11 protein-coding genes are annotated in these 13293 nt (G+C 63.4%); 1 reads left to right on the top strand and 10 read right to left on the bottom strand.

The window, feature by feature from the left end:
- Positions 1 to 233 precede the first annotated feature (233 nt).
- The 5 genes from RR42_RS32835 to RR42_RS41340 all read right to left on the bottom strand — a co-directional run bounded on the left by RR42_RS32835 (position 234) and on the right by RR42_RS41340 (position 5967).
- Positions 234 to 1421 carry an efflux RND transporter periplasmic adaptor subunit gene (locus tag RR42_RS32835; RefSeq protein ID WP_043356129.1) on the bottom strand — a complete coding sequence of 396 codons (1188 nt, stop codon included), beginning with the start codon at positions 1419 to 1421 and terminating at the stop codon, positions 234 to 236.
- A 6-nt stretch (positions 1422 to 1427) separates the two neighbouring features.
- Positions 1428 to 3794 carry an ABC transporter permease gene (locus RR42_RS32840; RefSeq protein WP_043356130.1) on the bottom strand — a complete coding sequence of 789 codons (2367 nt, stop codon included), beginning with the start codon at positions 3792 to 3794 and terminating at the stop codon, positions 1428 to 1430.
- Positions 3788 to 4543, bottom strand: coding sequence for an ABC transporter ATP-binding protein (locus RR42_RS32845; protein WP_043356132.1), 756 nt, complete (start codon positions 4541 to 4543; stop codon positions 3788 to 3790). Before RR42_RS32845 ends, RR42_RS32840 begins: the two co-directional genes overlap by 7 nt.
- Positions 4544 to 4588: 45 nt before the next feature.
- Positions 4589 to 5029 carry a universal stress protein gene (locus tag RR42_RS32850; RefSeq protein ID WP_043356134.1) on the bottom strand — a complete coding sequence of 147 codons (441 nt, stop codon included), beginning with the start codon at positions 5027 to 5029 and terminating at the stop codon, positions 4589 to 4591.
- Between the two features lie 524 nt (positions 5030 to 5553).
- On the bottom strand, positions 5554 to 5967 hold the full coding sequence (locus RR42_RS41340) for an ATP-binding protein (RefSeq protein ID WP_330218543.1): 414 nt from the start codon (positions 5965 to 5967) through the stop codon (positions 5554 to 5556).
- Positions 5968 to 6081: 114 nt separating this feature from the next.
- Here RR42_RS41340 and RR42_RS41550 point away from each other — a divergent pair, with 114 nt between their 5' ends.
- Positions 6082 to 6426, top strand: coding sequence for a DUF4382 domain-containing protein (locus RR42_RS41550; protein ID WP_269083413.1), 345 nt, complete (start codon positions 6082 to 6084; stop codon positions 6424 to 6426).
- Positions 6427 to 6545: 119 nt separating this feature from the next.
- Here the strand turns inward: RR42_RS41550 and RR42_RS32855 are convergent, their stop codons facing one another.
- The 5 genes from RR42_RS32855 to RR42_RS32870 all read right to left on the bottom strand — a co-directional run bounded on the left by RR42_RS32855 (position 6546) and on the right by RR42_RS32870 (position 13228).
- Positions 6546 to 8483, bottom strand: a complete 1938-nt coding sequence (locus RR42_RS32855; RefSeq protein WP_052495130.1) for an EAL domain-containing protein — start codon at positions 8481 to 8483, stop codon at positions 6546 to 6548.
- Positions 8480 to 8683, bottom strand: coding sequence for an H-NS family nucleoid-associated regulatory protein (locus tag RR42_RS41855; RefSeq protein WP_082055183.1), 204 nt, complete (start codon positions 8681 to 8683; stop codon positions 8480 to 8482). The genes RR42_RS32855 and RR42_RS41855 overlap by 4 nt, the downstream gene beginning before the upstream one ends.
- Positions 8684 to 8695: 12 nt before the next feature.
- On the bottom strand, positions 8696 to 10321 hold the full coding sequence (locus tag RR42_RS32860) for a methyl-accepting chemotaxis protein (RefSeq protein WP_236702100.1): 1626 nt from the start codon (positions 10319 to 10321) through the stop codon (positions 8696 to 8698).
- A gap of 626 nt (positions 10322 to 10947) precedes the next feature.
- Positions 10948 to 12510: a class I adenylate-forming enzyme family protein gene (locus tag RR42_RS32865; RefSeq protein ID WP_173430742.1), complete on the bottom strand. Its 1563-nt coding sequence runs from the start codon at positions 12508 to 12510 to the stop codon at positions 10948 to 10950.
- A 406-nt stretch (positions 12511 to 12916) separates the two neighbouring features.
- Positions 12917 to 13228, bottom strand: coding sequence for a Dabb family protein (locus tag RR42_RS32870; RefSeq protein ID WP_144410011.1), 312 nt, complete (start codon positions 13226 to 13228; stop codon positions 12917 to 12919).
- Between the last annotated feature and the right edge of the window lie 65 nt (positions 13229 to 13293).

The following is a 13293-nucleotide window of genomic DNA, read 5'->3' on the forward strand; positions in this document are numbered from 1 at the left end:
CGATCGTGATGTGATTTCAAGTTGCGTGCGTATCAATGCCGGCTACGTGGTTCACATGATGCAGATGATCTTAGACAACGAAGCGTCTCGCTGACAGACACAACCCTTTGCATAGTCGCCAGATGCAGCCCGTTGGAATCCACTGCATTTGATCTATTGCCGCTTGATTGCGGCCGCTCCCGAGCCGCTCTGTGGTAAACATGACATCAAGACGCCAATCATCTTGCCCGCCCTTACGATCGTTTGCGCTCCGCTACCCGCTGGCCATCTGCCAGGCTGCTCGAAGGATAACGAATGATCCGAGTGCCTTGCGGCAGCGGTTCTAACAGTTCGGCGTCCTCTGCGTTTCTACGCCCGATTCGCACTTCCCGCCGTGAGGCCCGGCCATCGGTGACGGAAAACACACACCACGAAGCGGTGCCACATCGAAAGATCGCGCTGACCGGGATCTTGAGGGCATCCTCCGCCCGCCACAGGACAATCTTGGCGATCAAGCGAAAGCCGTCGCCCAGTTGCGCGGGCGGCGCCATGACGTCGATGATAACGTTGGCGCGTTTCTCTTCGATGCCCAGGACGGAAATCTTGGTGAAGGCATGCGGTTCGACCAGCCGCACGACTCCGCCAATTTCCTGTTCGCCGCCCCACCCTTCGATGCGCACCGGCATGCCGGCCCTGACCTTGACCGCCTCGGTCGATAGCAGCTCGACGACGATTTCCAGGTCGTGGGGATCGCCGATCGTAATCAATGGCGCGCCTGCGCTGACGATCCGCTCGCTGCGCTCGGGGATGCCTAGAACAGCTCCGGCAACGGGCGCTCTGACTGACACCAACGAAGAGGAGCCGCCCTTGTATTCACGCAAGGCGAGCATGCCGGCCTCGGCGACCCGAACCTCCTCCTTGGCCGCGTTTGCCCGGGCCTGCGCCGCCGCCAGTTCATTGCCGGCGGTGATGCCAAGGTTGGCTGCCTGCTCGCCCGCCTGAGGCGACAGAAAATGCTCACGCACCAGACGCTCGATCCGCTGCCGCTCTCGTTGCGCCTGCGCATAATCCTCGTCAGCGTGACGTACCCGCTCCAACGCCTCGCGGTGCGCGGCACGCGCGGCCGCCACCCTGCCTATCACCTCTTCCTGCTCCCTGGCACTCAACGGCAATGGCGCCAATTCCGCCACGACTTGCCCCACCTTCACGGCGTCGCCTTCGCGCAGGCCGATGCGCATCAGCCGGCCGCCAATTGGCGCCGCAACGACAAAGCGCTCCTTGCTGCGAGTCTCTCCTTCCTCGCTTGTCGTGACCTCCAATGGGCCGCGCGTGGCCTGAACCGTGTCCACCTCGGACGGGGCTGGAACCAGCAGGTAGACTGAACCCGCCAGCAGCAGGATCCCGGCAAGAATGAACGCAGTCTTACTGGCCGAGAGGCGCATCGCGTGTCACTCCCGCGTCTTCAGTACCGCGACCAGGTCGAGGTGCCGCAAGCGCCGCAAGACCAGAAGGCCAGCGGCCAGCGCAGCGCATGCCGCCGGCAGCATCGCGAAGAAAAGCGTTGCCCGCTCCAGCGCAAGCGGCATCCGGAATGCGTCCCGGTCAAACACCGGCACCAGCAATGCGCAGAGCCCATAGCCCACGGCGATGCCCAGCGGCAGCGCGGCGGCCGTCAGCAATGCCTGCTCTCCGATGAGGATGGTCGCGACTTCTCCCTGCGAAAAGCCGAGAACCCGCAAGCTAGCGAGCTCATTGCCGCGCTCGGACAGCGCAATGCGGATATTGTTGTAGACGACCCCAGCTACGATGACCGAGGCAAAGCCCGCCAGGACCAAACTCGATATCACGAAGGTGCGGTCCAGAGTGCTGCCGATGCTCTCGAGCACGGCACTGCGCACGATCACCGAACTGATTGCGGGCAGGCGTTTCAACCTGGCATACAACTGTTGCTCCTTGAGCGTGTCGATGCGCAGATAGAGGCCACTGATGGCAGGGCTTTCCCCTAACTGCCGGGACAGCGCGTGCCGCTCTATATAGGCGCTGATGCCAAGCAGGTCATCAACCGTGGCGACCACAGGCAGCGTGATGACGTTCCGGCGCCCCTCCAGCAACTCCGCCTCAACCCGATCGCCAATGCCGATGTGCAAAGTCTCAGCCAGTTTGGCAGATACGACCAGGCCATCGGAGCTGACACGCTGGCGGCCTCCCGTATAACCAACCACCTCGCGCAGATCCGCGCCGGCGTCAAGGCCCGTGAGTTCGACACGCTTGGCACGGTGGCCATGGCGCAGCCAGACTGGCGTCATGCGGAAACCTTCGGCCCTCATGACACCCGGCAGTTGTACAACATCGAAAGCCGCAGCTGCAGGCTGCGCCTCGTTGAAGAACAACGTAACGTCGTCGTGCTGTACCTGGCCGAACTGCAAGTCAAGAATCTGCTTGACGCCGTCCAGCCCGAACCTGCCCACCACCATGAGCCCGACCGCCAGGGCAATCCCGGTCGTTGACAGCATGGCCTTGCCGGGCCGGCGAGCCAGGTTCCTGACGATCAGCCGCAACTGAATTGGCATTGCGCGGAGCACGCCGGCACGGTCCAGAAGGCTCGCTCGAAAGCCCGCAGGCAGCTCCGGCCGCATGGCCTCGGCGGGGGGCAGCCTGGCGGCGCGCAGCACCGCGGCACCAGCCCCGACGATGGCCGCGGCCACGCTGGCCAGCACCGCGACGATCAGCGCGCGCGGGCTTATGGTCGCCTGCAGGTTGGGAAAGTGAAAATACTGGCGATATAGGTCAACCATCAAGGTCTCGAAGTAGAGGCCCGCCGGTATCCCGGCTGCAACACCAATCGACACGGTGGCGAGCCCGAAGCGCAGGTACTGAAAGGCAACCGTGCGGCCGCCGTAGCCAAACGCCTTGAGCAGCCCGATCTCGGCACGCTGCATCGTGACGAGCCGGCTAAGCAGCGTGTACAGCAGGAACGACGACACGGCAAGAAACAGCACGGGCACATAAGTGGCGGTAATACCGATCTCTGCCAGTTCATCGGACAAAAAACGATTGGATAGCTGGTCTTCCCTGCCATAGGCGCCCAGGCTGCCATAGCGGGCCAGGAGGCGGTCGAGCGGATCGATGAGCTGGCGCGCGGTGACACCGGCATCGAGCGTCAGCGCGATATCATTGAATGCGCCTTCCATGCCAAAAGCGGACGCAACTGCCTCGCGTCCCACCCACACCACACCAAAGCGGCGGTTGTCCGGGAAGACCATGCCCTGCCCGACTTCGTAGACATACTCGGGGGACATCCCGATCCCGACGATAGCCAGATTGCGGGAGCGGCCATTGAGTATGGCGGTGATGCGGGAACCGACCTCCAGGCCATTGGCGGCGGCAAAGACGGCACTGGCCACCACTTCGTCTTCCCTGGCCGGGTTCGGGAAATGGCCGCGCAGCAGGAACAGGGCATTCACCACCGGTACGCCGCTGGCGGGAAGGGAGACCAGCCGCAAGGTGGCGGGCTCGCTGAAACCCGGCACATCGGCAGTCACGTCACGCACAATTCGCGTTTCGACACCGCGAACCCCTGGCAAGGCACGTATCTGCTCTACCATCCCGAGCGGCGCGCGCTTTACGTTCGCGAACACATCGGCAAAGCGGTGACCTGTGTAATAACGGTCTTGGGCGATCGCCAGCGACTGCCAGGCGCCGTACATCCCCACCAGGACAGCGATGCCGCAGGCAACCACCAGCGCGGCTGCGATCACCTGCCCGCGCAGCCGCCAGAGATCGCGCCCCAGCATCTTCCATAAAGCGGTCACCATGACAGTTCCGATGGTCTGGCGCGTGCCGCATTGCGCTCGATGCCCGTGATGGCGCCGCTGCTGATATGGATCACGCGGTCGGCCATGGCCGAAATGGCGGCGTTATGCGTGATCACGACGGTAATGGCACCTAACTCGCGGTTTACGAGTTCAAGCACTTCCAGTACCAGCTTGCCGGTCTTGTAATCGAGCGCGCCAGTTGGCTCATCGCATAGCAGGATGTCAGGCCGTTTGGCGATCGCGCGCGCAATCGCCACGCGCTGCTGTTCGCCGCCAGATAGCTGCGCCGGGAAATGATTCTTGCGGGGCGCCAGCCCGACCATCTCCAGTGCTTGCAGCGGATCCATCGGCTGTATGGCGATTTCCGTGACGAGCGCGACGTTTTCAAGCGCGGTCAGGCTGGGGATCAGATTGTAGAACTGGAAGACGAAGCCGACATGCTCGCGGCGATAGCGGGTCAGGCCCTCGTCATCGGCCTGGGTCAGGTCGTGATCGCGATAGACGACGGTGCCGGTGCTCGGGCGGTCCAGGCCGCCAAGGATGTTCAGCAGCGTCGATTTTCCGCTTCCCGACGCGCCGAGCAACACCACGAACTCGCGGCCGAACAGATCGAGGTCGACGCCCGCCAGGGCGTGAATCTCAATTTCGCCCATGCGATAGCTCTTGCCGACATGCCGGAGCCGAAACAGGGCTGCCTCCCGCCCGTTTGCCACATCGCTTCCAGCGGATTTTGTGGCAAGGGCCTTCATCCTGTTCTCCACTCCGCGGGCGTATGCCCCGCCGGAGAAACATGCTCATTCTGTCTTGGATGGCACCTTTACCAGTACAACCGGGCATTCCGCATGCGCAATCACACGTCCTGCCACGGAGCCGACAATCGCTTCCAGGAACGCGCCCCGGCCATGGGCGCCCATGAGGATCGCCTCAGCCTTGATGGATCTGGCATAGTCCACAATGCGCTCCGGCGCGAATCCGACCAAGCTGTGCTCTTCAAACGGCACCCCTGCGCCACGCAGGATTGCGGCCACGGATTGCATGACCTTGGCGCTTTCTTCCGTGTGCCAGGCGTCAATGTCCTTCTTGCTGATAAAGGACTTCACCTCGCCCGAAAGGTCTGGCAGGCAGTGCACGACATGGACGGAGAAGCCGTCCTTGAATAGCCGTCTGTCAGCCAGGCATTGCGCCGCAGCATCACTGTAGGAGGAACCGTCCGTAGCCAACACGATATTTTGCATTTCCGCCCTCAATTGCCGATGTCCGTTCTTCGATTTCCATTCCTTGCCGCGCGTTAATTGCGCCAATAGAAAATTCAGCGCCTTCGCACTACATCCTGAATGGCCCCATGATTACTAGTTTAGCTACATCCAGCAGTGGACCCGCCCTTGACGCAGGTCGATCTTCGACGCCATGAGCCTGCCGTGGCCCGGCTGCCGCGATTCGCCCCGACCGGATGAACTGCTGCAAAGGCTTGATCGCTGCCCCCTGGTTGGTAGACGCTGCCCATGATCTCCCCCGGCCTTTATGTCGACAGAAGGCGTCGAATCCATAGATACCATTGTGGCCACATCGCGATCCGAAATTCGGACCGCGCCGCTACACCGGCCAGGTCTCTTGCGAATCCCGGCAGCCTAGCCCACCACTCATTCTAGAAGTAGCTACGGAAATTGAAATAAATTTAGGCAACGGTCCGATCTTAAGCAACTGAAGCCACGCCCAGACGAAGCCAACGTGAAAGCCTGCGGGTGACCGGCGGGCGTTCTCAAACGGCTTTGTGCCCGCCCGGGCCGCTGACGCGAACAGCGAGCCCGCCCAACTCCACCGACTGACTGACCTCGATCTCCAACTGGTGAAATGCTGCAATGCGTCGTACGATTGACCAGCCGAGCCCGCTGCCGCTCTCGCTGCTACCGGGAACCCGGAAGAATCGCTCTCCGAGTCTGCGGGAATCGGCGTCAGCCAGCCCTGGACCGCTATCTTCGACAATGCAGACAACTCGCCCACCGTGCTGCTGCACGCCCACTCTCACCCGCGCAAATCGGGGACTGTATCTCAGCGCGTTGTCGACCAGGTTGCGAGCCAGGACGGCCAGCAGCGCCTCGCTGCCGGGAGGGTTGCAGGATTCGGTGGCTTCGAACTCGAGACTCTGATTCTTGCTAATCGCCTTCGGTGCCAGTTTCGGCCACCACCTGCTTAACCAGGGCCCTCAGGTCGACTTCGGCCATAGTTGGGGCTGCGTTGGCTTACAGCCTCGACAAGGTAAGCAATTGCTCCACTGCGGCTGCTCGCATTGAGTAGCGCGCTGGCTCTTGCCGCCTGTGGCGGTGGTGGCGACGGATCGTCGAGCAGCGGCAGCAGCAACAGCAGTAGCAGTAGCAGTAGCAGTAGCAGTAGCAATACCGGCACCCTGAGCGTGTCGATGACCGACGCGCCCGCCTGCGGCTATGATCATGTCTTTGTCACCGTCGACAAAGTACGAGTCCACTCCGATCCCAACGCCAACGCCAACGGCACTGGCTGGGTTGACGTCACGGTCAGCCCGGCACGACGGATCGACCCGCTGTCGACGTTCTTCAATCGATGTACCCGTGGGCGCGACCATCAGCTCAATGGCCGTTTAGTATATTCAACCTGACATTCGTGGTTGGATTGGCGAGTGTCGGAGATGGGTCGTGAACGATCATAGCCAACCGGCACACCGCCCCCCGTTAAGGGCCATCTCCCGCCGTTCGCCTTCGCGCTCCGGCAGACATTTCAACGGCTGCCGGGCCACGAATTGCAGACGCTCGTCCGCCGTCCGCATGTGCCCAATACTTGCGCGGCGACATGCTGTGCTGCCGTGTGTTCGCAGCGCCATCGCGATGCCAGCAACCCAAGACGGCTGCGGGGGGACACAGGATCGATATCCATTGTGAATGACCTGGCCCAGGCTGCGACACCGTCCACAGGCATCGGCCTTGCCAGTGCATATCCCTGGCCTGCGTCGGCCCCAAGAATTGCAGCCGCTTCAACCAGATCCATTGTTTCCAGGCCCTCGACGACGACAGTCAGATCAAGGCTTTTGCCCAGGTTGATCAGCGAGCCGATAAAGCCAATGATTTTGTCCGGATTTCGGCCCGCGTCGCGTACAAGGCCCTGGTCGATCTTGACGGTATGGAATGGCAACGAGCTCAATCGTAGCAGGCTGCTATAGCCAGAGCCGAGATCATCCATCGCCAGCCCTACACCGAGCGCTGCCAGCGCGTGCACGCCAGCGTCGTGACGCTCCTTGTCTCCGTACGGCCTGTCTTCCAGCAGCTCCAACTTCAGTCGCGCCGGATCGAACCGGTGCCGCTGCAGCGCGTCGGCCACCCAGTCAGCGCCGGCGGGCTCGATCAGCAATTCGGGGGGCAGGTTGACGGACACATCGACCGACAGGCCGTCGTCATCCCATCGGCGCGCCTGGGTCAGGGCGTAGTCGAGCCCGAGCTTGAACAATCGGATCAGGTCGTCACGCCCGTAACAAGGCAGAAAGGTGCCCGGCCCGATCGTCTTGCCACGCTGATCGTGTAGCCGTGCAAGGAACTCGATCGCAACCGGTCTGCGGGAGTGCAGGTCGACAATCGGCTGGCCGTGGAATGTCACCTCGCCCGCATAGACGCGCTGGCGCAGGTAGCTCACCTGTCTCGCCTGCAGATGAGCCCCTGCGCTGGCTAGCTGCCGCTGCAGGCCAATCGCCTGGCTGAGCAGCACGCCCACCGTCAGTTCGAGAAATGTCTGCATTTCCGTGGTCTCGAACATGCCTGGATAACTGCCGTAGATCGTCAGCACGCCCAGCATGCGCCCCTCGACGTCCCGTAGCGGGATTGACGCGCCAGAACCGAAGCCGGAGGAACGCGCTGCCTCCTTCCACTGCGCCGCCAGTGGTTCTGTGGCGTAAGAGGCCACCGTGGCAACCGCGCCAGTGCGCCAGCAGCGCCCTATCGGGCCCTGAGAGAGTACCGAGGGCCTGTCTTGCACGCGCGGCACGACATCCGCTGCCAGCAGTCTTTCCAGATAGGACTCGAAGTCGCCCGCCATCCTTTCGAAGATGAAGGTTCCTTCTGGATCGGGATGGGCGATGGCGGCGGCCCGCAAGCCATTCAGGTCCATCAGCCCGTCCAGCGCGGCCTGCACCCGGTCTCCGTAATTGGCAACATGGGAAAGCCTCTGCAACAACTTTCCCATAAGCAGTTGCCGTTCTTGCTGTAGCACGTTCGCGCCGAGTAAGCTGAAGTGGATTTCAGCATTGGCGCGCTCGGTTACCACGTGCCTGAGCGCATCGCAGGTATTGCGGTCCAGGTGCAATCCCCCCACCTGCGCTGTCAGGGCGCTAGCGTACTCGCGCATGGCCCGGACAACCCAGCCGCATTCCACCGCCAACATGGCCAGCAGCTCTCCGCATTGCCGGGCCCTGGCCTGGTGCTCGGACTCACTCAGCCCGGGTTCCAGCCAAGACTGCAAATACGCGACCTGCGACATCCTCAGGGCTGCAAGCTCGGTCTCATCAAAGCGACTCAGTATCGTGGCCGGCCCGTCCTCCCGATACAAGGTCGCGTAGAGATGGTCAACGAACCTTGGTGCCACCAACATCACCGCTTCCTTCACGTCAGCCAGCAAGGAAGCCGCCCTCACACCGTATGCGGGAACCTCGTGCGCACCCCATTCGTTCATTGCCGACTCCCGGATATCGTAGCCAAAGACTGCGCCGGGACCTCGGCGGCAAACGGCTCCCACGTCGGCGCACGACCGCGGCCCGACCACGTCTTGCCGGTCTTGGGGCCCCGATACCGGGCAGGCAAGCGTTCGGATTTCGCCTTCGCCATTGCGGCGACGTGGCGGCCTCGGCGTTTCCTGGCAACGTCCTTGGGCATGAGATGTTACTGTTACATCAGCGCACGCATCTTCTGTTCAGCGCCGGCCGGCGCCCCGGCCTCAACACGGAAGGTGCCTGCATCGGCGACCAGGCGGGAAGCCTGTTCCCGCAGGCTCTCGGCGGCGGCAGCGGCCTGCTCCACCAGCGCCGCATTCTGCTGCGTCACCTGATCCATCTGGGCGACGGCCTGGTTGACCTGTTCAATGCCGGTTGACTGCTCTTCACTCGCCTCCGCAATTTCCTCGATCAGGGTCGTCACCTGCCGTACCGACGCAACGATGCGGTCCATGGCCGCGCCGGCTTCCGCTACCCGCCCGGTCCCGGCATCGGCCTGCTGCATGGAGGAAGCGATCAGATCCCGGATTTCCTTGGCGGCCGCGGACGAACGCTGCGCCAGCGTACGGACTTCGCCGGCCACGACCGCGAATCCGCGCCCCTGCTCGCCCGCCCGCGCTGCTTCCACGGCCGCGTTCAGCGCCAGGATGTTGGTCTGGAAGGCAATGCCTTCGACCGCTCCAATGATGTCGGCCATCCTGGTGGCCGCCGCCGCGATGCCCTGCATGACCTCCTCCACGCCCTTGACCGTTGCGGCGCCGTTGTCCGCAACACCTATGGCGTCCTGCGCCTGCCTGCGCGCAGCCCGGGCATTACCGGCGTTCTGGTTCACGGTCGAGGTCAGTTCTTCCATCGAGGCCGCCGTCTGCTGCAGCGAGGCCGCCTGCTGTTCTGTCCGCTGAGACAGGTCGGTATTGCCCTGCGCGATCTCGTGGGCCGCGCTGTCGACAGAACCGGACGCGACCTGGATATTCAGGATCAGGCTGCGGAGTTGTGTAAACGCGCGCTCCAGCGCCTGCATGAGCTCGCCAATTTCATCGCCGGACGTGGCCACGACGGAATAGGACAGATCGCCTTGCGCCAACGCCCTGGCGGCCTTCACCGCTTCGCCCACCGGTTGCGTGACCGAGCGAGTGATGCGCACAGCGGACACCACCGCAGCAAGCACGGCGAGCGCCAGCGCCCCAAGCAGCCAGACCTTCGCCGCGCGGTACGCCTCGGTGGCTTCGGCCGACTCCTTCGCGCTGACGGCCTTGCCCACTTCCATCAGTGCATCGAGCGGTGCAAAGTAGCTGGCTTGCGCGGTCGACAGTTCGCCGGTGAGTTCTGCACGCGCCTTCTCCGAATCGCCTTCGCGCACGCCGTCGATCACGATTGTCACTCGCGCCCAGTACCTGGCATCGGCCGCGGCAAGATCCTTGTACAGGGCCTTGCCCTTCTCCGTGTAGAAGATGTTCGCCATGCCGCGGATCTTCTCCTCATTGACGGCACGCAACTGCGCGATCTTGGCGATGCTCTTCTCCATTTGCCCGGCATCCTGTACGAGGGCAAGGTCACGGAGCATGATGGCCGTGTGGGCCGCACGATCCTTCAGTCCATGGAACTCAAGGATCTTGTTGTTCAGATCCGATACGATCAACTCCGTATTGGCGTCCATGGTGGCCATCTTCTGCAAGGCAACCACCGCAATCACCAGCAGCATGAACACATTGATCGAAAACGCTGCTGTCAGCCGCGTCCCGATGCGAACGCTCTTGAACCAATTCAACATACCTGGAAATCTCCCCACTTGATTTTGCATTCGCTTGCCTGGGGCTTGATGCTGGCTGGTGGCCCCTGATCCTTTCAGGGCCAGCGGAACCGGCGGCCGCCCGTGGCTTCAGGCCACCGCAGCCGCGTCGCGCCCCACAGGGGCTTCACATTCAGGCCGCCCTTCTTTCGTGGACACCAAGGGTGTCTGGCGCCCCCTTTATCGTCAGGCGCCAGGCGTTCTGAAGGCCGTCCGCCGAAGGCGGAGACGAAAGTGCCCTAAAGGCAACTCACTCGGTGCTTTTTGTGTGCGAATATCGCCTGGCAGCCAGGAAAATGCGTTCGGTGCCGTGTTTCAGGCCTGGCGTGAGGCGCCCTTGAGTGGAGCTGGCTGTGCTGGCCCGAACCAATGGCCTGGGCCAGGTCGCCGCATTCAGGTGAAATGGGTAGCTGGGCCAAGAAGCGGGTCGATGCAGCACTTGCCCCCCTCAGTGCTGGCTGTGATCGTGAATGACCGTTCTTCGCAGGCATCTGCCAATCGCTGAGCGATACGGCGAACGTCTCACAAGCGCCGAAGGACTAATCCGCTCGCCCGATAAGCGGCGGGCGCGCGGCAAAAATAGCGCAATCGCTGGCGACAGGGGCGCGCCGCCCAGGCGCGCGCGCCCCACCCCCGCCTCAGTCCAGCGGCCGTCCGGGCCGGAACCCGTCCCGCAGTTCCCGCTTGAGCACCTTCCCGATCGCACTGCGCGGCAGCACATCCACCAGTTCCAGCACGGCAAGCCGCTGCGTCTTGCCAACCTGCTCGTTGGTCCAGGCCATCAAGGCGTCATCGGACACCGTGGCGCCATCGCGCCGAACCACAAAGGCCACCGGCGTTTCGCCCCATCGCTGCGAGGGCACGCCAACCACCGCGCAATCCAGCACCTCCGGATGCTGCTGCAGGATCCCTTCGAGATCGCTGGGATAGATGTTGAATCCGCCGCTGATGATCATGTCCTTCTTGCGGTCCATCAGCGTGAGGAAGCCGTCTTCGTCAAAGCGGCCAACGTCGCCGGTGCGGATAAAGAGCTTGCCGGTGGCGTCGCGCCATTCGGCCGCGCTCGTCTTCTCCGGTTGCTTGTGGTAGCCGGCCATGATGGCGTTGGAATGGCCGACGACTTCGCCGATCTCGCCCACGGGCACTTCCTTGCCGTCGTCGTCGATCAGGCGGATGTCATGGCCTTCCATGGGCTTGCCCACGGTGTGGAGCTTGTTGGGGAACTCGTGCGCGGCCAGCACGCAGCTGCCGCCGCCTTCGGTCATGCCGTAGTACTCGACCAGGCCGCCGGGCCAGCGCTTGAGGATTTCTGCCTTCAGCGCGGCGGAAAGCGGCGCGCTGGTGGAGAACTTCATCCGGTACGACGACAGGTCGTAGTCACCGAAGTCCGCGCGCGCCATCAGGCGCTGGTATTGCACAGGCACCAGCATGCTGTGCGTGACGCGGTACTGCGCTGCCAGTTGCAGATAGCGCTGCGCGTCGAACTTGGGCATCAGCACGGCGGTGCCGCCGAGCGCCAGCGTGGGGATGAAGCTCACGAGCGTGGTGTTGGAGTACAGCGGCGTGGAAATCAGCGTGACGGCGTCGGGACCGTAGCCGCCGGATTCCTGGACACGGCGGATCTGGTTCCAGCGCAGGGCGTGGGCGTGCACGATGCCCTTGGGCGTGCCGGTCGTGCCCGAGGAGTAGATGATGTTGAACACCTGTTGCGGCGCGATGGCATGCGCTTGCGGGCGGCTGCCGTGCGGGGCCAGCCAGGCTTCGAACGCGAGGCCGGCGGGGGCGCCGGCCAGCCCGATGAGGCGGGCCTGGATGTTGTCTTTCACCGGCGCGATCTCGCGCAGCACGTCCGCGTCGACAAAGAGCACCCGGGCGTCGGAGTCTTCGACCATGCCAGCCAGGCTTGCCGGCGTGGAGGACGGGGCGAGCGGCACCAGGGCAACGCCAGCGCGCAGGCCGCCGATCAGGATGGCGGCGTATTCGATGGACGCTGCCGCGCAGATGGCGAGCGAGGCGCCGGGCTGCAGGCCGTCGCGTTGCAAGGCGGCGGCGACGCGGTCGGCCAGCGCGTCGAATTCGGCATAGGTAAGCGAGCCGCGGCTGTCGACGACCGCGACATGCCCGGGCCGCTCCGCGGCGTGCAGGCGCACGCAATCCGCAAGGTTGCCAATCGGCTGCGCCAGAAGTTCTGTGATGCCCATAGGAAGGTCCTGTCTCCATTTGGCGTCGCGACCGACGGGTCCGGGGGACCGCCTTCGCGCGCTAATTTATCGTCTTGAACGTCCGGGGCATCCGGCGTTCATCCCGTGGGCCTGCCGGCATTGCCGCAGGCCGGGACAGATTTTCGCATGGACACGGCAAAGCTGCCCTACACCGGTGGGACAACCCGCACTAACAGGTCACTACGAGGGTAACTGCGCAGGTAACCACGCAGGCAACCATGCAGGTCACTTCAGCCCGCAACCTGGCTCAAAGCCGCCCGCCTTCCCCGATCCAGCAGGGATTCCGGCCATGGCCGGCCAGCGCCTTCGCCGGCCAACCAGGGGACGGCGGTGCGAAGCGCCTGACCGCCTCCGGTTCCTCGCTTTACGTCACGCTTTATGCCGTTCACGCAGACGGCTCGTAGTCCACCTGGTGCCGTGCAATGCGCAAGTCACCCAGTTCCTCCTTCACCCGCAGGTGCTCCGGGTGGGTGGCGTACCCCTCGAGCGCCGTCTGCGATTCGAACTCGGAATACAGGACCACGTCGCAGGCGTAGTTGACCTTGCTGGAGTCCACGCCGACTTCCAGGTGGCGCATGCCGGGGATCCGGCCGCGAAGCCCTTCGAACGCAAGCTTGAGCCGCGCCACGGCGTCTTGCTTGTCGACTTCGGTTTCTCCGCGCAGGTTCCACATCACGATGTGTTTGACGATGGACACGATTTCTCCCTTTGCCGATCCTGGCGGATCCTGGCTGGTTTTCCTGATGTTCTTGATGTTCTTGT

The organism is Cupriavidus basilensis, assembly GCF_000832305.1.
Taxonomy (GTDB): Bacteria; Pseudomonadota; Gammaproteobacteria; order Burkholderiales; family Burkholderiaceae; genus Cupriavidus; species Cupriavidus basilensis_F.

Bases quoted from the DNA above. Each gene is read 5' to 3' on its own strand.
- RR42_RS32835 (WP_043356129.1), bottom strand. From the start codon at position 1,421: ATGCGCCTCTCGGCCAGTAAGACTGCGTTCATTCTTGCCGGGATCCTG.
- RR42_RS32840 (WP_043356130.1), bottom strand. From the start codon at position 3,794: ATGGTGACCGCTTTATGGAAGATGCTGGGGCGCGATCTCTGGCGGCTG.
- RR42_RS32845 (WP_043356132.1), bottom strand. From the start codon at position 4,543: ATGAAGGCCCTTGCCACAAAATCCGCTGGAAGCGATGTGGCAAACGGG.
- RR42_RS32850 (WP_043356134.1), bottom strand. From the start codon at position 5,029: ATGCAAAATATCGTGTTGGCTACGGACGGTTCCTCCTACAGTGATGCT.
- RR42_RS32855 (WP_052495130.1), bottom strand. From the start codon at position 8,483: ATGAACGAATGGGGTGCGCACGAGGTTCCCGCATACGGTGTGAGGGCG.
- RR42_RS41855 (WP_082055183.1), bottom strand. From the start codon at position 8,683: ATGCCCAAGGACGTTGCCAGGAAACGCCGAGGCCGCCACGTCGCCGCA.
- RR42_RS32860 (WP_236702100.1), bottom strand. From the start codon at position 10,321: ATGCAAAATCAAGTGGGGAGATTTCCAGGTATGTTGAATTGGTTCAAG.
- RR42_RS32865 (WP_173430742.1), bottom strand. From the start codon at position 12,510: ATGGGCATCACAGAACTTCTGGCGCAGCCGATTGGCAACCTTGCGGAT.